Origin of the sequence: Paracoccus sp. R86501 (assembly GCF_042466435.1) — a bacterium.
Lineage (GTDB): Bacteria > Pseudomonadota > Alphaproteobacteria > Rhodobacterales > Rhodobacteraceae > Paracoccus.
In genome coordinates this window covers 2,591,917-2,612,177 of record NZ_JAXHPZ010000001.1, presented here as the reverse complement: position 1 = coordinate 2,612,177, position 20,261 = coordinate 2,591,917, and the positions used below count along the sequence as shown (strand labels likewise).

At 63.3% G+C, this 20,261-nt stretch carries 21 protein-coding genes, 1 tRNA gene and 1 pseudogene; 12 read left to right on the top strand and 11 right to left on the bottom strand.

All coding sequences use genetic code 11. The features are described from left to right. Position 1 precedes the first annotated feature (1 nt). The 3 genes from SJY40_RS12800 to SJY40_RS12790 all read right to left on the bottom strand — a co-directional run bounded on the left by SJY40_RS12800 (position 2) and on the right by SJY40_RS12790 (position 3,422). Complete coding sequence (locus SJY40_RS12800; protein ID WP_378947042.1) at positions 2-1,486, bottom strand: NAD(P)-dependent oxidoreductase; 1,485 nt, start codon at positions 1,484-1,486, stop codon at positions 2-4. Between the two features lie 149 nt (positions 1,487-1,635). Continuing rightward, positions 1,636-2,439, bottom strand: a complete 804-nt coding sequence (locus SJY40_RS12795; RefSeq protein ID WP_378947040.1) for an undecaprenyl-diphosphate phosphatase — start codon at positions 2,437-2,439, stop codon at positions 1,636-1,638. After that, on the bottom strand, positions 2,439-3,422 hold the full coding sequence (locus tag SJY40_RS12790) for a complex I NDUFA9 subunit family protein (RefSeq protein WP_378947037.1): 984 nt from the start codon (positions 3,420-3,422) through the stop codon (positions 2,439-2,441). The genes SJY40_RS12795 and SJY40_RS12790 overlap by 1 nt, the downstream gene beginning before the upstream one ends. Before the next feature lie 205 nt (positions 3,423-3,627). Between SJY40_RS12790 and SJY40_RS12785 the strand changes: the two genes are divergently transcribed. Beyond that, positions 3,628-3,712, top strand: a tRNA-Leu gene (locus SJY40_RS12785). A 72-nt stretch (positions 3,713-3,784) separates the two neighbouring features. Here the strand turns inward: SJY40_RS12785 and SJY40_RS12780 are convergent. The 7 genes from SJY40_RS12780 to SJY40_RS12750 form a co-directional block, all read right to left on the bottom strand. Then, positions 3,785-4,459 (bottom strand): FadR/GntR family transcriptional regulator, encoded by a 675-nt coding sequence (locus SJY40_RS12780; RefSeq protein WP_378947034.1) that lies wholly within the window; start codon positions 4,457-4,459, stop codon positions 3,785-3,787. Between the two features lie 89 nt (positions 4,460-4,548). Then, a complete protein-coding gene (locus tag SJY40_RS12775; RefSeq protein ID WP_378947031.1) occupies positions 4,549-6,339 on the bottom strand; it encodes a gamma-glutamyltransferase family protein in 1,791 nt (596 codons plus the stop codon). 13 nt (positions 6,340-6,352) lie between these two features. After that, positions 6,353-7,222: an ABC transporter permease gene (locus SJY40_RS12770; RefSeq protein ID WP_378947028.1), complete on the bottom strand. Its 870-nt coding sequence runs from the start codon at positions 7,220-7,222 to the stop codon at positions 6,353-6,355. Next, on the bottom strand, positions 7,222-8,166 hold the full coding sequence (locus tag SJY40_RS12765) for an ABC transporter permease (protein WP_378947026.1): 945 nt from the start codon (positions 8,164-8,166) through the stop codon (positions 7,222-7,224). The genes SJY40_RS12770 and SJY40_RS12765 overlap by 1 nt, the downstream gene beginning before the upstream one ends. 56 nt (positions 8,167-8,222) lie before the next feature. Then, on the bottom strand, positions 8,223-9,722 hold the full coding sequence (locus tag SJY40_RS12760) for an ABC transporter substrate-binding protein (RefSeq protein WP_378947023.1): 1,500 nt from the start codon (positions 9,720-9,722) through the stop codon (positions 8,223-8,225). Then, a complete protein-coding gene (locus tag SJY40_RS12755) occupies positions 9,719-10,810 on the bottom strand; it encodes an ABC transporter ATP-binding protein (RefSeq protein WP_378947020.1) in 1,092 nt (363 codons plus the stop codon). The genes SJY40_RS12760 and SJY40_RS12755 overlap by 4 nt, the downstream gene beginning before the upstream one ends. After that, positions 10,807-11,769 carry an ABC transporter ATP-binding protein gene (locus tag SJY40_RS12750; protein WP_378947018.1) on the bottom strand — a complete coding sequence of 321 codons (963 nt, stop codon included), beginning with the start codon at positions 11,767-11,769 and terminating at the stop codon, positions 10,807-10,809. Before SJY40_RS12750 ends, SJY40_RS12755 begins: the two co-directional genes overlap by 4 nt. Positions 11,770-12,070: 301 nt before the next feature. Between SJY40_RS12750 and SJY40_RS12745 the strand changes: the two genes are divergently transcribed. The 8 genes and pseudogenes from SJY40_RS12745 (at position 12,071) to SJY40_RS12710 (ending at position 17,079) form a co-directional block, all read left to right on the top strand. After that, positions 12,071-12,685 carry a ribonuclease D gene (locus SJY40_RS12745; protein WP_378947015.1) on the top strand — a complete coding sequence of 205 codons (615 nt, stop codon included), beginning with the start codon at positions 12,071-12,073 and terminating at the stop codon, positions 12,683-12,685. Between the two features lie 53 nt (positions 12,686-12,738). Continuing rightward, a complete protein-coding gene (locus SJY40_RS12740; protein ID WP_378947012.1) occupies positions 12,739-13,683 on the top strand; it encodes an SIS domain-containing protein in 945 nt (314 codons plus the stop codon). Between the two features lie 4 nt (positions 13,684-13,687). Next, on the top strand, positions 13,688-14,272 hold the full coding sequence (locus SJY40_RS12735; protein ID WP_378947009.1) for a hypothetical protein: 585 nt from the start codon (positions 13,688-13,690) through the stop codon (positions 14,270-14,272). Between the two features lie 21 nt (positions 14,273-14,293). Then, complete coding sequence (gene lptA, locus SJY40_RS12730; RefSeq protein ID WP_378947006.1) at positions 14,294-14,770, top strand: lipopolysaccharide transport periplasmic protein LptA; 477 nt, start codon at positions 14,294-14,296, stop codon at positions 14,768-14,770. Beyond that, positions 14,770-15,506, top strand: a pseudogene (lptB, locus tag SJY40_RS12725) (LPS export ABC transporter ATP-binding protein). The gene lptA and the pseudogene lptB overlap by 1 nt, the downstream one beginning before the upstream one ends. Positions 15,507-15,704: 198 nt before the next feature. Then, entirely contained in the window at positions 15,705-16,280 is a 576-nt protein-coding gene (hpf, locus tag SJY40_RS12720) for a ribosome hibernation-promoting factor, HPF/YfiA family (RefSeq protein WP_378947003.1), read from the top strand. An 84-nt stretch (positions 16,281-16,364) separates the two neighbouring features. After that, the gene (locus SJY40_RS12715; RefSeq protein ID WP_108500591.1) at positions 16,365-16,829 is read left to right on the top strand and encodes a PTS sugar transporter subunit IIA; all 465 of its coding nucleotides are present in this window, start codon (positions 16,365-16,367) and stop codon (positions 16,827-16,829) included. Between the two features lie 61 nt (positions 16,830-16,890). Continuing rightward, positions 16,891-17,079, top strand: a complete 189-nt coding sequence (locus SJY40_RS12710) for a hypothetical protein (RefSeq protein ID WP_378947000.1) — start codon at positions 16,891-16,893, stop codon at positions 17,077-17,079. 60 nt (positions 17,080-17,139) lie between these two features. Here SJY40_RS12710 and SJY40_RS12705 read toward each other — a convergent pair whose 3' ends face one another. Next, entirely contained in the window at positions 17,140-18,009 is an 870-nt protein-coding gene (locus SJY40_RS12705) for a branched-chain amino acid aminotransferase (RefSeq protein ID WP_378946997.1), read from the bottom strand. Positions 18,010-18,165: 156 nt separating this feature from the next. Here SJY40_RS12705 and SJY40_RS12700 point away from each other — a divergent pair, with 156 nt between their 5' ends. From SJY40_RS12700 to SJY40_RS12690, 3 genes are read left to right on the top strand one after another with little or no spacing between them, the layout of a single operon-like run. Beyond that, positions 18,166-18,684: a MarR family winged helix-turn-helix transcriptional regulator gene (locus tag SJY40_RS12700; RefSeq protein WP_378948443.1), complete on the top strand. Its 519-nt coding sequence runs from the start codon at positions 18,166-18,168 to the stop codon at positions 18,682-18,684. 7 nt (positions 18,685-18,691) lie between these two features. Beyond that, positions 18,692-19,399, top strand: coding sequence for a response regulator (locus tag SJY40_RS12695; protein ID WP_378946994.1), 708 nt, complete (start codon positions 18,692-18,694; stop codon positions 19,397-19,399). Positions 19,400-19,430: 31 nt separating this feature from the next. Further along, a complete protein-coding gene (locus SJY40_RS12690) occupies positions 19,431-20,258 on the top strand; it encodes a uracil-DNA glycosylase (RefSeq protein ID WP_378946991.1) in 828 nt (275 codons plus the stop codon). The last annotated feature ends 3 nt before the right edge of the window (positions 20,259-20,261 follow it).

Sequence of the window (20,261 nt, the reverse complement as noted above, 5' to 3'; positions counted from 1 at the left end):
CTTACTGCGCAGCCACGCGGGCGTCGCCCGCAAGGAAATGCGCGATCGAGGCGGCAGCCTCGCGGCCGTCACGGATGGCCCAGACCACAAGGCTGGCACCGCGAACGATGTCGCCCACCGCAAACACGCCCGGAAGCGAGGTGTGATGCGTTTCGAAGTTCGCCTTGATGGTGCCCCAACGGGTCACTTCCAGACCATCGACGCCCCACAGTTTGGGCAGGTCTTCGGGTTCGAAACCAAGGGCCTTGATGACCAGTTCGGCGGGCTCGTCGTAATCGGCGCCCTCGATCAGTTCGGGGCTTTGGCGGCCGCTGACATCGGGCTGGCCAAGGCGCATCTTCTGGATGCGCACGGATGCGATCTGCGGGTTGCCCGCCACGTCGCGTTCCTGTGCGGTCGCCATGTCGCCGGTCACATGGCCGGTGAACTGGCCCGGCGCCGACAGCCAGACGAATTCGACGCCCTCTTCTTCGGCGTTCTGCACTTCGCGCTGCGATCCCGGCATGTTGGTGCGGTCACGACGGTAAAGGCATTTGACCGATTGCGCGCCCTGACGGATGGCCGTGCGAACACAGTCCATCGCGGTGTCGCCACCGCCGATGACCACGACGCGCTTGCCGTTGGCGTTCAACTCTCCGTCGTCGAAGTCCGGAACATCGTCGCCAAAGTCGATCTTGTTGCTGGCGGTCAGGTAATCGATGGCACGCACGACGCCGCCGGCATCGGTATTGTCGATATCCAGATCGCGGGTCTTGTAGACGCCCGTGGCGATCAGCACCGCGTCATGCTTGCCGCGGATGGCGTCAAAGCTGATGTCTTCGCCCACGTTGCAGTTCAACACAAATTCCACGCCGCTGTCGGCCAGCAGCTGGTTGCGGCGCATGACGACGTCCTTCTCCAGCTTGAAGCCGGGGATGCCATAGGTCATCAGCCCGCCCGCGCGGTCGTAACGGTCATAGATGGTGACCTGGAAACCCTGACGGCGCAGCATGTCGGCCGCAGCCAGTCCGCCCGGTCCGGCACCGATGATACCCACTGATTCGGCACGTTCCTGATCGGGGGTGAAGGGCTGGACCCAGCCGTTTTCCCATGCGGTGTCGGTGATGTATTTTTCGACCGCGCCGATGGTGACGGTGCCGTGGCCGGATTGTTCGATGACGCAATTGCCTTCGCACAGGCGATCCTGGGGGCAGATGCGTCCGCAGATTTCAGGGAAGGTATTGGTGGCCTGGCTGACCTGATAGGCCTCGAGCAGACGACCTTCGGCGGTCAGGCGCAACCAGTCGGGGATATTGTTGTGCAGCGGGCAATGCGACTGGCAATAGGGGACGCCGCATTGGCTGCAGCGGCTGGACTGCTCGGTCGCCTTGGCATCGGCAAATTCGCGATAGATTTCGTGGAAATCCTCACTGCGCTCATCAGCCGAGCGTTTCTCGGGCATTTCGCGCGGTGTCGAGGTGAACTTGAGCATCTTTTGCGTGGCCATGGCTGCGCTGTCTCCCTACAGGACCTTCCGCAGCTGGCTTAAACCAAGGCATTTGCAATGAAAAGTCAGCAGTGCTGACCTAAATGCCAGTTTTTCGCGTTGGCGGCCATAAATTTAGGGCCGCCAACGAAATAATGCGTCAGCTTTACTTACCTACCAGCGGCCAAGGACAGCAAAACCACGGTTCCCGCGATGATCCGCCACCAGGCGAACAGCGCATAGCCATGCTTGGACACATAGCCCAGCAACCAGCGCACGACCAGAATGGCGCTGATGAAGGCGGTGACAAAGCCGACGGCAATGTTTCCCAAGGCAGCTGCATCAAGGATATCGCGATTCTTGATCAGGTCCAAAGTGAATGCGCCCAGCATCGTCGGCATGGCCAGAAAGAAGCTGAATTCGGCGGCGGATCGCTTGTCCGCGCCCATCAACAAGGCACCGACGATGGTCGCGCCCGAACGTGAGACGCCCGGGATCATCGCGATGCACTGGAAGAAGCCGATCTTCAGCGCCATGCCCAAGGGGAAATCCTCGGCCCGGTGATAGACGGGCGCGGTCGCGCGCCGATCGACCCATAGCATGATGAATCCGCCAAGGATCAGCATGACCGCGATCAGCATCGGCGTCTCGAACAGCACCGTCTTGATGAAGTCATGCGCCAGAAGGCCGATGACCACGGCAGGCAGGAAGGCCAGCAGCACCGCGGCGACAAAGCGGCGGGCGGTGGGGTCATGGGGGGCATCGGTCAGGATCTGCCAGATGCGCGTGGCATAGACGCCCAGAATGGCGACGATGGCGCCCAGCTGGATCACCACCTCGAAGGCGCGTCCGGGCGAATCGAAGCCCAGAAAATGCCCGGCCAGCAGAACGTGGCCGGTCGATGAGACCGGAATGAATTCGGTCAGGCCCTCGAGGATACCCAGGACCGCCGCAACAATCGTGTTATGTTCCATCAGTGGTTGCGCAGGTTCTTGGCGGAGTCCTTGATGGCGTCATATTGACCCGAAGGCCGGAAACGCCACAGATAATCGTCCAGAACCGCCTCGGCCGCGACGGGCTGGATGCCCAGATCGGCAAATCCCCTGGCGTCATCGCTGACGACATTGTCTTCACGCAGCAACGCCAGCTGGTCGCTGCTGAGAGGGTTTGTGAACAGCCCGCCGGTCAGCGTCTGCGCGACCCCCAGACCCATCGATCCCAGCTTGGCCAGGCCGAAGGGCATGTTCGCCACCAGCTTGCGGCGATGGGTGGCCTTCAGCACCTGATCGACGATCTGGCGCAGGGTCAGCACGTCGGGGCCGCCCAGTTCATAGATGCCGGGGGCTGCGGCGCCGGTCGCGCCCATGACGGCGGCGCGGGCGACATCCTCGACATAGACCGGCTGCATGCGGGTCTTGCCGCCGACGATGGGCATCACCGGACCCATGCGGGTCATGCCGGCAAAGCGGTTATAGAAGTTGTCATCTGCGCCGAAGATCACCGAGGGCCGCAGCACGACCGCATCGGGGAACTGTGCCAGCACGGCTTCTTCGCCGCGCGACTTGGCGGCGATGTACTTGCTGTCGGATTCCGTGTCGATGCCCAGCCCCGAGATATGGACCAGATGCGACAGGCCCAGTTCCGTGGCGATGCGGGCGATATGTCCGGCACCCTCGTGGAACACGTTGGAAAAGGTGCTCTTGCCTTCGGGCGACAGGATGTTGACGCAATTGACGGCGGCATCGGCCCCGGTCAGGGCGGCGCGGACGGATGCCTCGCTGCGGATGTTGCACAGGACGGGGGTGACCTGCCCGACCGCGCCATAGGTGCGGGTGAACAGCGCCTCGTCGGGGCGGCGGACCGCAACCCGGACGCGCCAGCCTTCCTTTGCCATCAGCCGGGCAACCTGCCGACCGACAAAGCCAGACCCGCCAAAGATCGTGACCAGTTTCGCCATGGGCGTCTCGCCTCCTTACGTGCCGATTGTTGCCGTGATCCTTACTCATAGGTGGGGGCTGCGGCAAGGCGGCACGGGCGCGCAGGCCATGTCCTGCATGGTGTTTCGCCGGTCCGATGTCGATTTCGCAAAAAACTTTCGCAAACATGTCGGAATCGCATTGACGCCCCCCGTAACTGTCTTTAATCAGCCGCTTACACCACCTGCCCAGGTGGCGGAATTGGTAGACGCGCACGGTTCAGGTCCGTGTGCCGCAAGGCGTGGAGGTTCGAGTCCTCTCCTGGGCACCATTAAAAAACCCCCGCAAGCTTCGTGCTTGCGGGGGTTTTTCTTTGGTCGGACGGCTGGTCGCGAAGAAGCCGCTACTTACTGTAAATCGCCGAGGCGACGAAATCTATGTGCAGGCGTTGTGCCAGATCCGCACCTGCTGCGTCACCTTCGGCGATCGCGTTGAATATCTGTTGGTGCTGTTGCCCAAGGATTCGCATTACTTCCGGCACATTGGTTTCGGCGCGCCGTGCGCGCCAACCGGCCTGTTGGCGCATCCCGCGGATCAGGTCGAAAATTTCAAGGAACAGCGGGTTTCTAGCCAGTTCAGCGATGCGGTAGTGAAAAACCTCATCCGCCAGATCATAGTCCTGCGCCGAATGGGCATCGCGTGACCTTTGCATCAAAAGCCGCAGTTGTTCGATATCACCACCCGAGGCATGCGTAGCGGCCAGCCGCGCCAGATGTGGTTCGATTTGACGACGGACGTCCATCAATTGTTCAAGGCTCAGACGTTCGGCCATCAACCGTTGTCGCCCATTGTCGGTCCGTGTCGGGGGGGTGACGAACGTACCCTGACCATGGCGGCGAAATACCGTGCCGCGTCGTTGCAGTTCGTCCAGGGCCAGACGCAGACGCCTGCGGGACACGTTCAGCATCTGAGTCAGAGCGCGCTCCGGCGGCAGCCTGCCGCCGGAGTGGATTGCCTGCTCCATGACAGGGGTCAGAGCATCGATTACCGTGCCAAGATCGTCAGTTGACGTGTCCATGTTCCCGCTCCGGTTTTTCGGTGTCCGCTTATTGATTTGACTTCCGCAAAGCGCAAGCGGGCGCGCCTTGCCCTTGTGGTTGGTCTTGCCTAGCGCCCGACAGCGTAGGCCTGCATCAGGCGCGGGGTGGCGGCGGCGGTCAGCATGCCGTCGGCTTCGCGGCGGGCGGCGGTCAGGCGACCGATGCTCCAGGATTCTGCGACGGTGACTTTATGGCCGCGGGCGCGCAGGTCGCTGATGACGGTGTTGCCTAGGCTGGGTTCGACCATCAATGCGCCGGGGACTGCGTCGCGGGGATAGAAGCTGCTTTGAAAATGTGCGGTATGGAACAGCGGCGCATCCATGCCCTGCTGCATCGACAGCCCGTGATGGACATAGCGCAGGAACCAGATCAGCTGCCATTGGTCCTGCTGGTCGCCGCCCGGTGTCCCGAAGGCGATCCGCGTGCCGTCCTTTTCCGCCAGCGATGGCGTCAGCGTCGTGCGTGGCCGTGCCCCCGGTGTAAGCGATGTCGGCAACCCTTCACGCAGCCAGAACATCTGCGCGCGGCTGTTCAGCGGAAAGCCGAGGCCCGGAATGACAGGGCTGGATTGCAGCCAGCCGCCCGAGGGGGTAGCGCTGACCATATTGCCCCATTGGTCGATAACATCGATATGCACCGTATCGCCGCGCTTTTCGGTCAGATGCGCCATGGTCGGTTCGCCCGCGCTGGCCCCGCGGGCGGCATTGAAATCAGTAGCGGCGCGCAGGATGGCGTCTTCGGCCAGATGTTCGAATCCATCGATACGCCCCGGGCGCTGGTCCATGCTGGCGGTATCGCCGATCAGCTTGGCGCGTTCGGCGCCGTATTCGGGCGACAGCAGGGCATTCATCGGGATGTCGAAGAAGTCGGGGTCACCATAATAAGCCTCGCGGTCGGCATAGGCCAGTTTCATCGCCTCGGTCACGGTATGGACGAATTCGGCGCCCATCGGGTCCATCGCCGCCAGATCGAAGTTCTTGAGGATCTGCAGCCCTTGTAGCATCACCGGCCCCTGCGACCAGGGGGCGGTCTTGTGGACGGTCCAGCCGTGATAGTCGATCGAAAGGGTATCCTCCCAGCTGGCCTGCCATTCGGCGAGATCCTGACGCGACAGCACAGCGGAATGCGCGGTGCCGGACACGTCCATCACCTTTGCATCGGCCAAGTAGTCGCAGATCGCATCGGCCACGAAGCCCTGCGACCATGCCTTGCGGGCGGCGTCGATCCGCGCCTCGCGCGTGTCGCCGGTGGCGGCATCGACCAGACCCTGCCACGTGGCGGCCAGATCGCGGTTGCGGAACAGCGCCCATTCGGTCGGGGCCTGATCGCCCGGCAGCCATGTCTGCGCGCTGCTGGGCCATTCGCTGCGGAAGAAATCGGCCAGCCCCGCGATGGTGTTGGCCACGCGCGGCAGCATCGGATGGCCGTCGCGGGCATAGCCGATGGCGGGGGCCATGACGTCCGCAACTTCTAGGCTGCCATGATCACGCAGCATCAGCATCCAGCCGTCGAAGGCGCCGGGCACCACGGTGGCCAGCAGGCCCGATCCGGGGATCAGCCCGTCGCCGAAATGTTCGCGGTAATGGTCCATCGTCGCACCCTTGGGGGCCACGCCTTGGGCGCAGAGCACGCGGGTCCGGCCCGTTTCGGCGTCGTGGATGATGGCCGGCAGATCGCCTGCGGGGCCGTTCAGATGCGGCTCGACCACCTGCAGGACAAGGGCGGTGGCGACGGCGGCGTCGAAGGCATTGCCGCCGCGTTCCAAGATACCCATCCCCGTCTGCGAGGCGATCCAATGGGTCGAGGCGACGGTACCGAAGGTGCCGCGGATGTCGGGGCGGGTGGTGAAATTGCTCATGTCGAAAATCCTGTCAGTCTTCGCGCGGGTCCAGCGCATCGCGCAGCCCGTCGCCCAAAAGGTTGAAACCCAGCACCACAAGGAAGATCGCGATGCCCGGCCACATGGCCATCCAAGGGGCCTGGGTCATAAAGTTCTTGGCGGTGTTCAGCATAGCGCCCCAGCTGGGCGCGGGGGGCTGCTGCCCCAGCCCCAGAAAGGACAGCGACGCCTCGGCGATGATGGCGCTGGCGATGGTCAGCGTGGCCTGCACCAGGACCGGGGGCAGGACGTTGGGAAAGATGTAGCGGCGCAGGATCACGGGGGTGCGCAAGCCGATGGCATGGGCGCTTTCGACGTAATCCTCGGCGGCGACGCTGATGGCCTGGCCGCGCGTCAGGCGGATGAAGACGGGCGTCGCGGCGATCCCGATGGCGATCATCGCATTGGTCAGCGACGGCCCCAAGAAGGCGGCTAGCGCGATGGCAAGGATCAGGAAGGGGATCGCCAGCAGCGCCTCGGTGCAGCGCGAAATGACGGCATCGGTCCAGCCGCCGAAATAGCCCGCAAGAATGCCAAGCGGCACGCCGATGGCGATGGCGATGGCCACCGACACCACGCCCGCCATCAGTGAGGCCCGTGCCCCCCAGATCATGCGGGACAACTGGTCACGACCCAGTTCATCCGTGCCCAGCCAATGCGCCGCCGATGGTGGCTGGCGAATTGCCCCCCAATCGGTGGCTGCGGGGTCGGGGAAGGGCAGGATTGGGGCGGCGATTGCCAGCAGGGCAAACACGCCCACGATAATGGCGCCCAGCAATGCGCTGCGATGGCCACGCAGCTTGCGCCACGCGCGGGATTGGGGGCGGCGGGCCAGTACCGGATCAGCGGTCATATCGGTCATCAGCCTACCCTCAGTCGCGGATTCAAAAGGACGTAGGCCGCGTCAGCCGCAAGGTTCATCAGCATGAAGCCAAGCGCTGTGACCAGCACCACCCCCTGCACGACGGCATAATCGCGGTTGAAGACTGCATCGACGACCATCTTGCCGAAGCCCGGAATGGTGAAAATTTGCTCGGTCAGGACCGCGCCCGCGATCAATTCGCCGAACAACAGGGCCGCCAACGTCACGACCGGGGTCAGGGCGTTGCGAAAGGCGTGATGCATGACCACGGTGTGTTCCGCCAAGCCCTTGGCGCGGGCGGTTCGGACGTAATCCTGTCGCAAGACGCCCAGCATGGCGGACCGCGTGTGCCGCATCAGCGACGCCGCAAGTGCAGTTCCCAAGACAAAGGAAGGCATGAGCATGGTTTTGATGGATTGCACTGCATCCTCGGTCAGCGGGACATAGCCTGATGCGGGCAACAGTTGCCATTTCACCGACACCAGCAGGATAAGCATGATCCCCAGCCAGAAGTTCGGGATCGACAGCCCCGAAAGCGCCACGATATTGGCAACGTAATCCGTCGCCGTGCCCTTTTTGACCGCCGACAGGATGCCCGCAGGAATTCCGATCACGGTGGCAAAGATCATCGACATCACCGCCAGCTGGATCGTGACCGGCAGCTTGGAGGCGATCATTTCGGTGACTGGCAGGCCGGTGCGGATCGATTGTCCCAGATCGCCTTGCAATGCGCCTTTGACCCACATCAGATATTGCATCCAGATCGGGTCGTTCAGGTGATACAATTCGCGCAGGCGGTTCAGCGTTTCGGGGTCGCGATCCTCGCCCGCAAGGGCCAGAACCGGATCGCCGGGCAGCATCTTCTGCAGCGCGAAGACGAAGATCGAAATCAGGATCAGGGTCGGAATCGAGATCAGCAATCTGCGGATCAGGTATGACAGCATCGCTTGTGGCCTTGCATTCGGGTGGGGTCGGGCGGGGATGCCGCCCGACCGTCAGGTCATTCCGACAGGCTGACGTCTTCCAGGCGGATCATCCCGTCGGGATTGGGCGCGAAGCCCTGCACCTTGTCCGAGACGCCATAGAGCCAGGCCTCGTTGTACAGATAGAACAGCGGCTTGTCGGCGTTCAGGATCTGGTTGGCCTGATGGTACAGGTCCTGACGTTCGGCCTGATCGCTGACGGCGCGGGCCTCGGCGAGAATGCGGTTGACTTCGGGGTTGGAATATTTGCCGTCATTGAAGCCGCCATCGGTCGAGACGAAGCCAAGGATGTTGCCATCCGGATCGATCCGGCCCGACCAGCCGACCTGACTTGCTTCAAAATCACCCGCGGCCTGATCCGACAACATCGTGGCGAATTCCTTTGCGACCAACTTGACCTGAATGCCGGCCTCGGCGGCCATGGCCTGAATCATCTGGACGACCTGTTGGTTTTCGGGCCGGTTAGGGGCCTGTAATTCCAGTTCCAGGCCATCGGGGTAACCGGCCTCGGCCATCAGTTCCTTGGCCTTTTCAACATCGCGTTCCTGCACGGGGAAGGCATTATCAAAATACGGGCTGGCTGCGGATGAAAACTGACTGGCCGAGGCGTTCAGCCCCGAAAAGACCACTTGGTTGATTGCCTCGCGGTCGATGGACAGGGACAGGGCCTCGCGCAGGCGGGCATCCTGACCGAAGGGGTTGTCGGCACGGTCGCCATTGCCGGTATTGAACGTAATGCCCTGATAGCCAAGCCCATCGGCGCGTTCATACTTCAGGTTGCTTCTGCCTTTGACGGTTTCCACATCGGTAGCAGCAAGGCGGTTGATCATGTTCAGATCGCCCGATTGCAGGTTGGCCAGACGCACGGTCGAATCCGGAATCGGCAGATAGGTCACTGCGTCCAGCTTGATGGCATCGGCGTTCCAGTAATCGGCGAATTTCTCCAGCTCGATCTTGTCTTGGGACACGCGGTTCACGAATTTGAACGGGCCCGAACAGACTGGTGCTGCGGCCATATCGTCAAAGGCCGCCGGCGACATCATCATGCCCGAACGATCCGCCAGCTGCGCCAGCAGAGGCGCGTCGGGGGCCGACAGATGCAGTTTCAGATGGGTGGCATCCACCACCTCGACCTGTTCGATCGAGCTGACTTCCGATTTGCGCACGCTGTCTTCCAGCGTTTGGGACCGCTCGATATTGGCTTTGACAGCCTCGGCGTCGAAGGGGGTGCCGTCATGGAAGACCACGCCGTCGCGCAGGGTCATATCCACCGTCAGGCCATCTTCGCTGACGGTCCAACCGGTCGCCAGTTGCGGCACCAGATCCAGTTCGGGCGAAACGTCGATCAGCTTGTCGCACATCGCGGTAAAGACGATGCGGCCAACAAAGGTGCGGCTGCGATCGGGGTCCAGCGCGTCGGGGTCGCTTTCGAGCCCAATTTTCAACGTCTGGGCCTGTACGGCCATGGCCGTCGTTCCCAAAAGGGCCGCCAGTATAAGGGTCTTGTGAAGTGTCATTCCGTAACCTCCTGTCGGGTCTTGTTTTCGTTATCGGTCAGTGCCTGCCGGTACAGCCGGAACCGTTCATTGGCGCCATCGCTGCGCGGGGCAGGAGCGGGAATGGCTGCATCATCCGGCGCAATCTCGCGCCAGCGGATGCAGGCGACGTTTGTGCCTGTGCCGGTATCTTCCAACGGCGGACGCGCATCGGCGCATCGGCTTTCGACAAAGGGACAGCGCGTGCGGAAATGACAGCCCGAAGGCGGGTCCATCGGGCTGGGTGTTTCCCCCTTTAGGGACAACTTTTCGGTACTGCCTTCAGGGCCGGGAATCGCCGACAGCAGGGCACGGGTATAGGGGTGGCGCGGGTTTTCGAAAATCGCATCGGTGGTGCCGGTTTCTACGATGCGGCCCAGATACATGACGGCGACGCGGTCGCTCATCTGTCGGATCACGGCAAGGTCATGGGCGATAACCACCAGCGTCAGGCCCAGCTGGTCACGCAAATCTGACAGCAAATTCACTACCTGCGCCTGAACGCTGACATCCAGCGCGCTGACGGGCTCATCACCGATCAGAACCTTAGGGCCAGATGCCAAGGCGCGGGCAATCCCGATACGCTGGCGCTGGCCGCCGCTGAATTCATGCGGATAGCGGTCCATATGTTCGGGGCGCAACCCGACCTGACGCAGCAGGCGCGCGACTTCGGACCGGCGGTCGGCGGCGCGCATGTCGGGGCGGTGCGCCTCTAGCGGTTCGCCGACAAGGCGGGCGACCGACAGGCGGGGGTTCAGCGAACTGAAGGGGTCCTGAAAGATGAACTGCACGTCACGGCGCATGTCCCGCAGATCGCAGCCCGTCACTTTGGACATATCGCGCCCATCGATGGTGATCTGACCTTCCGAGGGGGTCAGCAACCGCATCAGCAGCCGCGCAAGGGTAGATTTGCCGCATCCCGATTCCCCGACAATGGCAAAAGTCTCGCCTTCGTTCACCGTCAAATCGACACCATCGACCGCATGCAGCAGCTTGGGCTTTTTGAATGTGCTGCCGCCCACCGGAAAGCGTTTGGCCAAATTGTTGACCCTGATCATTTCGCGGGTCATGCGGCCCCCTGTTGCGTGACATCCAATGGCGCGAAATGGCAGGCGACGTGGTGGTCGGGCCCAAGTGGCACCAAGGGCGGGGTTGTGGCGCAGGCCGGCTGGGCAAAGGGGCAACGCGTGGAAAAGCGGCAGCCCTGCGGCATTGTCTCAATTGACGGCACGATACCGGGCACGGTGGACAGCCGCGTTCGTGCGCCGCGCAAGGGCGGGACGGATGACATCAGCCCGATGGTATAGGGATGCTGGGGGTCACCGAAGATCGCCCCGACCGGCCCTTTTTCCACGACACGCCCCGCATACATGACCGCAACTGTGGTGGCGATTTCTGCCACCACCCCCAGATCATGGGTGATCAGGATGGTGCCCATGCGGCCTTCGGATTGCAGCTGGCCGATCAGGTCCAGAATCTGCGCCTGAATTGTGACATCCAGCGCCGTTGTCGGTTCATCCGCAATCAGCAGGTCAGGATTGTTGACCAGCGCCATCGCAATCATCACCCGCTGGCGCATGCCGCCCGACATCTGGTGGGGATAATCGCACATCCGCCGTTCAGGGGCGGGAATGCCGACGCTGCGCAGCATGGCCAGCGCCTGATCGCGACCGTCGCCTTTGTTGTGACGCCGCCAGCCTTCGGCAATCTGTTCGCCGATACGATGGGCGGGGTTCAGGCTGGACATGGGTTCCTGAAAAATCATGCCAATGCGGGTGCCGCGCAATTTTGCCAGGTGATCCTGATCGGACAGGGCCACATCCTGACCGTCAAACAGCATCCGCCCCGACACGCCGGTCTGCAGTTTGGGAGCCAGCAGGCCCATCAGCGCAAGCGAGGTCAGGCTTTTGCCGCAACCGGACTCGCCAACAATGCAGAGTGTTTCGCCCCGTTTTACCGACAGTGAGATACCGTCCAGAAGTGGGGCGGAGTGAGGTGCGATGCGCAAGGAAAGATCGTGCAGATCCATCAGCGTCGTGACTGGAGGGTGTATGTTTTTCACGCAATGAACCAATTTATGATTGGTTCACCCTATCTTCGGCAGGCTACCATGCAATAAAAAGTTTGCGCAACGTGCAATAATATACGGGATTGCCTGCTGTTTGATCAGAACTGTGACCAGATTCGATACAGGCTTTGTCAGTTCCCTCGGGGGAACCTTGCGGCTTCGGGATGATTTTCACTGGATCGGAACGCCCGTTTCTGGTCAGAGAGGAGCCATAAAGGCTGACCCTGCACCCGAGGATCGGCGACAAAAGGCAGGACCGGCAATGAGCATCCATCTGTATCCCAATGACCTTCCCGACGATCTGGTGCTTGGCCCCGTCGTCGCCATCGATACCGAGACGATGGGTCTGGACCCCCGCCGCGACCGTCTTTGCCTCGTGCAACTGTCGTCGGGCGACGGAGAGGCGCATCTGGTCCAGATCGACCGCGGCCAGACCGAGGCGCCGAACCTGACCAAGGTGCTGACCGATCCCAAGATCCTGAAGCTGTTCCACTATGGCCGCTTCGACGTGGCGGCGCTGGAAAACGCCTTCGGGGTCGTGACCTCGCCCGTCTGGTGCACCAAGATCGCGTCCAAGCTGGTGCGGACCTTCACCGACCGGCACGGCCTGAAGATGCTGCTGTCGGAACTGGTCAACGTCGATGTCAGCAAGCAGCAGCAGACCAGCGACTGGGGCGCCGAGGATCTGACCGATGCGCAGCTGGAATATGCGGCCTCGGACGTGCTGCACCTTCACAAGCTGAAAGAGGCGCTGGAAGCGCGCTTGCGGCGTGAAAACCGCTTGGGTCTGGCGCAGGCGTGCTTTGACTTTCTGCCGGCGCGTGCCCATCTGGATCTGCTTGGGTGGTCGGACGACAAGGATATCTTCAACCACTGACACGACAGGCGGCCCTTTGCGGGGATGCCTTGGAAACACTGCGGGGCGGGCATATGGCTGATTATATCGACACGGCGCGGCGCGTCATCCAGACCGAGATCGACGGCCTCTCTGCCTTGGCGCAGGGGCTGGACCGTCAGTTCACCCGCGCGGTCGAGATGCTGCTGGCCGTCAAGGGTCGTGTCATCGTGTCGGGGATGGGCAAATCGGGCCATGTCGGGCGCAAGATCGCAGCGACGCTGGCCTCGACCGGAACGCCGGCGCAATTCGTGCATCCGGCCGAGGCCAGCCACGGCGATCTGGGCATGGTGACCCGCGACGATCTGGCGCTGGTCCTGTCCAACAGCGGCGAAACGCCGGAACTGGCCGACATGATCGCCCATACCCGCCGTTTCAACATTCCGCTGATCGGGGTGGCTGCGCGGCCGCAATCGACGCTGATGCGGCAGGCGGATCTGGGGCTGCTGCTGCCCGCCGCGGCCGAGGCCTGCGGCAACGGCATCGTGCCCACCACCTCGACCACCATGACTCTGGCGCTTGGCGATGCCTTGGCCATCGCGCTGATGGAGCATCGTGAATTCACCCCCGAACATTTCCGCACCTTCCATCCCGGCGGCAAGCTGGGCGCGCTGCTGGCCAAGGTGGGCGACCTGATGCACCGCGACATGCCGCTGGTCGATCAGGCTGCCCCCATGTCCGAGGCGCTGCTGGTCATCAGCCAGAAGGGCTATGGCGTGACGGGGGTGACGGATGCCTCGGGGGCGCTGGTGGGCATCATCACCGATGGCGACCTGCGGCGTCACATGCAGGGCCTGCTGGATCTGGATGCGGCGTCGGTGATGACCCGCGCGCCGCGCACCATCGCGCCCGAAGCGCTGGCCGAGGCCGCGCTGGCGCAGATGCAGGATCGCAAGATCACCTGTCTGTTCGCACAGTCGGACGGCGTGCCGCAGGGCATCCTGCACATCCACGACTGCCTGCGCGCCGGGCTGGTCTGAGGCCATGAACCGCACCCGCATCGTCCGCTGGCTGAGGGTCCTGCTGCCGCTGGTGGCGCTGGTGATGTTGTCCACCATGTTCCTGCTGTCGCGCGGATCGGACAGCGAATCGCGCATCCCCTATGCCGAGGTGGACGCGCAGGCCGCGGCCCGCGACGGGCGGATCGTCGGGCCGGAATACATGGGCGTGACCGATGACGGTGTGCAGATGTCGCTGCGCGCCAACAGCGTCACGCCGGATCAGGCGGGCGAGGGCGGTCAGGCAAGCGACCTGCGTCTGGACTGGCAGCGCCCCGATGGCGTCACCGCCGACGTCACGGCCCCCGCAGGCGGGGCGGGTGACGGCGTCGTCCAGCTGACGGGCGGGGTGGTCATGTCGACCTCGACCGGGTGGCAGGTCCGCAGCAGCCAGTTGCAGGCGCAGACCGACCGATCCATCATCACCGCCGATCAGGGCATCGAGGCCGACGCCCCCTTCGGCACCCTGCGCGCCGACCGCATGCGCCTTGCCCCGCAAGAGGATGCGGGCGACGACAGCCCTGCGATATTGAATTTCTCGGGCGGTGTCCGTCTGATATACCAGCCCTGACCCCTTGCAAGGAACGACCACATGCTTCGCCCCCTGCTGATCGCCCTGGCGGTTCTTGCCGCGCCCGCCTCTGCCCAGAACATCACCTTCGGCGGCATGAAGGCCGATGTCTCGGCCCCGGTCGAGGTGGCATCCGACAATCTGACGGTCAACCAGACCGACGGCAGCGCCCTGTTCGAGGGCAACGTCGTCATCGGTCAGGGCGAGATGCGCCTGTCGGCCGATCAGGTCACCGTCCAATATGCCGAAGGCGGGCAGAACCGCATCCAGTCGCTGACCGCCACCGGCAATGTCACCCTGGTCAGCGGCCCCGACGCCGCCGAGGCGCAGCGCGCCGTCTATGACGTCGAGGGTGGCAATGTCGTGCTGACCGGCGACGTGCTGTTGAGCCAGGGCCAGAACGTCCTCAGCGGCGACAAGGTCACGGTCGATCTGGCCACGGGTGCCGCACAGGTCAACGGCCGCGTCCGTTCGGTCCTGCAGCCGGGTGCCAACTGATGGTGGATGCGGCCAAGGGGCTGGATGTCCGCAACCTGCGCAAATCCTATCGCAACCGGCTGGTGATCCGCGATGTCTCGGTCAGCCTGAACCGGGGCGAGGTCGTGGCCTTGCTGGGGCCGAACGGATCGGGCAAGACGACCTGCTTTTACTGCATCGCGGGGCTGGTCACGCCCGATGCCGGACAGGTCAAGATCGATGAGCGCGATGCCACCCGCCTGCCGATGTTCCGCCGCGCACGCATGGGCATCGGCTATCTGCCACAAGAGATGTCGATCTTTCGCGGGCTGACGGTCGAACAGAACATCATGGCCGTGCTGGAGGTCGCCGTCCCCGATCACCGTCATCGCCGCGATCGCCTTGAGGAACTGCTGGCCGATTTTTCCATCACCCACCTGCGCCATGCCTCGGCGATGGCGCTGTCGGGGGGGAGCGCAGGCGGGCGGAAATCGCGCGCTGTCTTGCCTCGGACCCCAGTTTCCTGCTGCTGGACGAACCCTTCGCGGGCGTCGATCCCATCGCCGTGGGCGAGATCCGCACCCTGGTCCATGCGCTGAAATCGCGCGGTATCGGCGTGCTGATCACCGATCATAACGTGCGCGAGACCTTGGGCATCGTCGATCGTGCCTATATCCTGCATGATGGTCACGTCCTGATGTCGGGCAGCACCGAACAGATCGTCGCCGATCCCAAGGTGCGCCAGGTCTATCTGGGCGAAGATTTCCGCATGGGCTGATTTTGCCCAACCGCGCGGTCTGCATCGAAGAATCCTGTTCACGCCCTTGTGGGACCCGTTGACAGATCCGGTTCGCTGTCACCAAATTGAATCATGCGGGCCGGACTGATGACATGGCCCGTGACACCCGTTCCCGCCGTCGCCGGCTGCTTTCAACGGGCCGACGCATGCAGGACGGGCAACCGGAGAGGAAATACGATGCGCTACACCATCAGCGGAAAACACATCGATGTCGGAGACGCCCTGACCACCCACGTCAAGACCGAGCTGGGCGAGACGATCGAAAAGTATTCGCAGCGTCCCACCGACGCGGCCGTGACATTTTCCAAGGATGCCCACCAGTTCCTGTGTGATTCCGTCGTCCACCTGTCCACCGGATTGAACGTGACGGCCCGCGGTGTGGCCAACGACATCTATGCCGCCTTCGAGGCCTGCCGCGAAAAGATGGACAAGCAGCTTCGCCGCTACAAGCGCCGCCTCAAGGATCACCACAAGGAAAGCGCCGGCCCTGTTGTCTTCGGTCAGGCGGACAGTTATGTCCTCTCCGCTGACGAGGATGCTTGGGAATCGCAGGACAGTGGTCTGCAGCCCATCATCATCGCGGAAATGGAATTGCGCGTCCCCACCCTGTCGGTCGGTGATGCCGTGATGCAGATGGAGCTTTCGGGAACCCCGCTTCTGGTGTTCCGCAACGAGAAACATGGCGGCGTCAATGTCGTCCATCGCCGTGATGACGGCAATGTAGGATGGATCGATCCTCGCGGGAATGGCTAGTGCCGACGCGATGTGACGCTTGAATGACTGGGCCGCCCCCGAAATCCCTTTCGGGGGCGCACAGCATGGGAAAGACACTGGACAATGCAACTGAGTGAAATCCTCCGACCCGGGGCTGTGCGTTCATTGGGGCAGATCACCTCGAAGAAGCGGCTGTTCCAGGAACTGGCCGATCTGGCGCATGCCGAATACGGGCTGGTCGCTTCGGAAGTGCTGGATGCGCTGCAGGAACGCGAAAGCCTGGGGCCGACGGGTGTCGGGCAGGGGGTCGCCCTGCCCCACGCACGGTTGCACGGGCTGGATCAGGTGGCCGGGATGTTCCTGCGCCTGGACAAGCCGATGGATTTCGATGCCGTCGATCGCCAGCCGGTCGATCTGGTCTTTGCCCTTCTGGCCCCCGAAAGCAGCGGCGTCGATCACCTCAAGGCGCTGGCCCTGGTGTCACGGACGCTGCGCGATACGGACCTGCGTGCCAAGCTGCGCGCCAATGACGATCCCGTCGCCCTGCACGCCGTTTTGTCGGCCGCGCAAGGCATCAAGGCCGCCTGAGGGATCCCGGCGCTTTGAAAATGGCCGAATTGGCCCTATGATGGTCCGCAGGAGGGCCACCATGACAAAGCATCTTGCCGATCAGCCACGCACGCAGGGCACCGCCCGCCTGCGCGAATTCCTCAAGCAGGAGCGCGCGGCGTCGGTGCATCCTGCCATTCGCAGCCTGCACAGCCAGCCCAAGACGCGCGACGACGCCAGCCGCAAGACCAGCGAATATGCGCGGATCGCACGCGGCCAGACCACTTGACCCCATGCAAAAGGGCCGCCCTTGCCGGGGCGGCCCTTCGTTCTTCATCCGGCGATGGGATCAGGCGCGGACCAGCGCCTCATAGCTTTCGGCGACGTCGCGGGTGATCTGGCCGACCTCGAAGTTCCAGTCGCCGATCTGGCCCACGGGGGTCACTTCAGCTGCGGTGCCGGTCAGCCAGCATTCGCTGAAGCCCGACAGTTCCTCGGGCAGGATGCGGCGTTCGTGGACGGTGAAACCCTTGTCCTTCAGCATCTGGATGACCGTCTGACGGGTGATGCCGTTCAGGAAGCGATCGGCTAGGGGGGTGTGGATCTCTCCGTCCTTGACAAAGAAGATGTTGGCGCCTGTGGCTTCAGCGACGTAACCCTCCCAGTCCATGAACAGCGCGTCCGAACAGCCTTTGGCCTCGGCCGCATGCTTGGACATGGTGCAGATCATGTAAAGACCGGCCGCCTTGGCTGCGGTCGGGATGGTTTCGGGGCTGGGGCGCTTCCATTTGGCAACGTCCAGTTTCGCGCCCTGCCATTTGGCATCGCCGTAATAGCTGCCCCATTCCCACGCGGCGACGGCCATGCAGACCGGGTTGCGCGCAGCCGAGACACCCATGTCCAGCCCCGACCCGCGCCATGCGACCACGCGCACATAGGCGTTTTCAAAGCCGTTGGCCTTCAGCACCGCTTCCTTGGCCGCGTCGATCTCATCCGCGGTATAGGGGATGGGCATATCCAGCAACCGGCCCGATTCGATCAGGCGCAGCGAGTGTTCATGGCTTTTGAAAATCTTGCCGTCATAGCACCGCTCACCCTCGAATACCGAAGAGGCGTAATGCATCGCATGTGACAGGATATGCACATTTGCGTCGCGCCAGTCGACCAGTTCCCCGTTCATCCAGATCTTGCCGTCGCGATCGTCGTAAGCCGCCGTCATGTCTTTCTCCATCCGCCGCCCGATTTTACGATTCTTGCGTATGTCAGGGCGGATTTGGCACGTTTGTTACGCAAGATGGTTGACGGCTAGCAATCACCGTTTAGAAAGTCAACAAGACTGCCCTATGGCGGCGATCAACAGGACAGGATGGAACGGATGCAGGACAAGGCGCGGATTCAGACCATGATGGGCGAGGATCTGCTGTTTCTGACAGACGACCAGCTGCGCCGCGGGATCGAAGCGATGTTCTTTGCCTATCGCGCCTTTACCGCCGATCCCGACATCATCCTGGCCGATATGGATTACGGGCGCGCCCATCACCGGGCGCTGCATTTCATCAACCGCGATCCCGGCCTGACGGTCACATCGCTGCTGGCAGTGCTGGGTGTGACCAAGCAATCGCTGAACCGCGTGCTGCGGACCCTGATCGAGGACGGGCTGGTGGACAGCCGCATCGGGCGGCGCGACCGTCGCGAACGCCAACTGTATCTGACCGCCGCCGGCACCGCCCTTGAGCGCCGCCTGACCGAGGCGCAGCGTGCAAGGATGCGTCAGGCCTATCGCACGGCGGGACCCCAAGCGGTGGCGGGTTTCCGGCAGGTTCTGGAAGCGATGATGGACCCCGAGACGCGGGCGCAGTATCAGGCGCTGAAGGATCTTCCCGAAGACCGCTGAGGCCCCCATGACCGCACCCGACGCCCATCTGCTGATCGTTGACGACGACGAACGCATCCGCGCCCTGCTGGCGCGGTTCCTGCGCAAGAACGGCTATATGGTCAGCATGGCCCGCGATGCTGCGCAGGCGCGCCGTCTGCTGGCCGGTCTGGAATTCGACATGATCGTGCTGGACGTGATGATGCCGGGCGAGGACGGCCTGGCCCTGACCCGCGATCTGCGCACCCGCATCCAGACCCCCATCCTGCTGCTGACCGCCAAGGGCGAGATCGAGGACCGCATCACCGGTCTTGAAAGCGGGGCCGACGACTATCTGGCCAAACCCTTCGAGCCGCGCGAATTGCTGCTGCGCATCGGCGCCATCCTGCGCCGCGTTCCCGCCGCCGAGGTCGCCCAGCCCAAGTTCCTGACGCTTGGCCCGCTGCGCTATGACACCGAAAAGGGCGAATTGTGGCAGGGTGATACCCCCATGCGCCTGACCGGCACCGAAACCGCGCTGCTGCGCCGCCTTGCTGCCAGCCGTGGTCAGCCCGTCAGCCGCACCGAACTGATCGAGGATCTGGGTCGCGGCGGCAATGGCGATGAACCCGAGGGCGGCGAACGCGCCATCGACGTCCAGATGACCCGCCTGCGCCGCAAGATCGAACCCGATCCGCGCGAACCGCGCTTTTTGCAGACGGTGCGCGGCACCGGCTATATGCTGGTGGTGGACTAGTTCCGCCCGTGGCCCTAGCTTGCGGCCTGTGATGGACGGGGCAACATATCAGGGAATCGCGCTGGACGGCGACGCGGCACTTGCGTTGCTGGAATGGCAGATGGAAATGGGCGCGGATGTGCCCGTCATGGATGAACCCGTTGACCGGTTCGATCTGCCCGCACGCGTGGCCGCCCCCGACCTGCCGCCCATAGCCGTTCAGGCGACCCCTGCCATTCCCCCCATCCCGACCGAGGCCGACGACCGCGCCGAACGCCTGTCGCAGGCCGAGGCGCTGGCTGCCGGGGCCGGATCGCTGGCGGAACTGGCCGAGGTGCAGGAACGCTTTGACGGGATCGAACTGAAGAAGGGCGCGCGGAACTTCTGCTTTGCCGACGGCAACCCCAAGGCGCGCGTTCTGATTCTGGGCGAGGCACCCGGCGACGAGGAAGACCGTCAGGGCCGACCCTTTGTCGGGCGCGCGGGTCGGTTGCTGGACCAGATGTTCGGGGCCATCGGCATGGCACGCGATGCCGCTGATGCGGAAAAGGCGATCTATATTACCAACGTCCTGACGTGGCGGCCCCCCGGCAACCGCGATCCGCATGCGGACGAAATCCAGACCAGCCTGCCGTTCATCCGCCGCCACATCCAACTGGCCGATCCCGACGTGATCGTGCTGATGGGCAACATCGCCTGTCAGGCCGCGCTGGAAAAACGCGGCATCCTGCGGCTGCGCGGTCAATGGACGCAGGCCTTCGGGCGTCCGGCGCTGCCGATGACGCATCCCGCCTATCTGCTGCGCAACCCCGCCGCCAAGCGCGAGGCGTGGTCGGACCTTCTGTCGCTGTCGGCGCGGCTGGAATCGCTTTCCGTTTAGGTT

Bases quoted from the DNA above. Each gene is read 5' to 3' on its own strand.
- SJY40_RS12735 (WP_378947009.1), top strand. From the start codon at position 13,688: ATGAACCGCACCCGCATCGTCCGCTGGCTGAGGGTCCTGCTGCCGCTG.
- SJY40_RS12800 (WP_378947042.1), bottom strand. From the start codon at position 1,486: ATGGCCACGCAAAAGATGCTCAAGTTCACCTCGACACCGCGCGAAATG.
- SJY40_RS12780 (WP_378947034.1), bottom strand. From the start codon at position 4,459: ATGGACACGTCAACTGACGATCTTGGCACGGTAATCGATGCTCTGACC.
- SJY40_RS12795 (WP_378947040.1), bottom strand. From the start codon at position 2,439: ATGGAACATAACACGATTGTTGCGGCGGTCCTGGGTATCCTCGAGGGC.
- SJY40_RS12765 (WP_378947026.1), bottom strand. From the start codon at position 8,166: ATGCTGTCATACCTGATCCGCAGATTGCTGATCTCGATTCCGACCCTG.
- SJY40_RS12760 (WP_378947023.1), bottom strand. From the start codon at position 9,722: ATGACACTTCACAAGACCCTTATACTGGCGGCCCTTTTGGGAACGACG.
- SJY40_RS12745 (WP_378947015.1), top strand. From the start codon at position 12,071: ATGAGCATCCATCTGTATCCCAATGACCTTCCCGACGATCTGGTGCTT.
- SJY40_RS12705 (WP_378946997.1), bottom strand. From the start codon at position 18,009: ATGACGGCGGCTTACGACGATCGCGACGGCAAGATCTGGATGAACGGG.
- SJY40_RS12700 (WP_378948443.1), top strand. From the start codon at position 18,166: ATGCAGGACAAGGCGCGGATTCAGACCATGATGGGCGAGGATCTGCTG.
- SJY40_RS12710 (WP_378947000.1), top strand. From the start codon at position 16,891: ATGACAAAGCATCTTGCCGATCAGCCACGCACGCAGGGCACCGCCCGC.
- SJY40_RS12750 (WP_378947018.1), bottom strand. From the start codon at position 11,769: ATGGATCTGCACGATCTTTCCTTGCGCATCGCACCTCACTCCGCCCCA.
- SJY40_RS12695 (WP_378946994.1), top strand. From the start codon at position 18,692: ATGACCGCACCCGACGCCCATCTGCTGATCGTTGACGACGACGAACGC.
- SJY40_RS12690 (WP_378946991.1), top strand. From the start codon at position 19,431: ATGGACGGGGCAACATATCAGGGAATCGCGCTGGACGGCGACGCGGCA.
- SJY40_RS12740 (WP_378947012.1), top strand. From the start codon at position 12,739: ATGGCTGATTATATCGACACGGCGCGGCGCGTCATCCAGACCGAGATC.
- SJY40_RS12790 (WP_378947037.1), bottom strand. From the start codon at position 3,422: ATGGCGAAACTGGTCACGATCTTTGGCGGGTCTGGCTTTGTCGGTCGG.
- SJY40_RS12775 (WP_378947031.1), bottom strand. From the start codon at position 6,339: ATGAGCAATTTCACCACCCGCCCCGACATCCGCGGCACCTTCGGTACC.
- SJY40_RS12755 (WP_378947020.1), bottom strand. From the start codon at position 10,810: ATGACCCGCGAAATGATCAGGGTCAACAATTTGGCCAAACGCTTTCCG.
- hpf (WP_378947003.1), top strand. From the start codon at position 15,705: ATGCGCTACACCATCAGCGGAAAACACATCGATGTCGGAGACGCCCTG.
- SJY40_RS12770 (WP_378947028.1), bottom strand. From the start codon at position 7,222: ATGACCGATATGACCGCTGATCCGGTACTGGCCCGCCGCCCCCAATCC.
- SJY40_RS12715 (WP_108500591.1), top strand. From the start codon at position 16,365: ATGCAACTGAGTGAAATCCTCCGACCCGGGGCTGTGCGTTCATTGGGG.
- lptA (WP_378947006.1), top strand. From the start codon at position 14,294: ATGCTTCGCCCCCTGCTGATCGCCCTGGCGGTTCTTGCCGCGCCCGCC.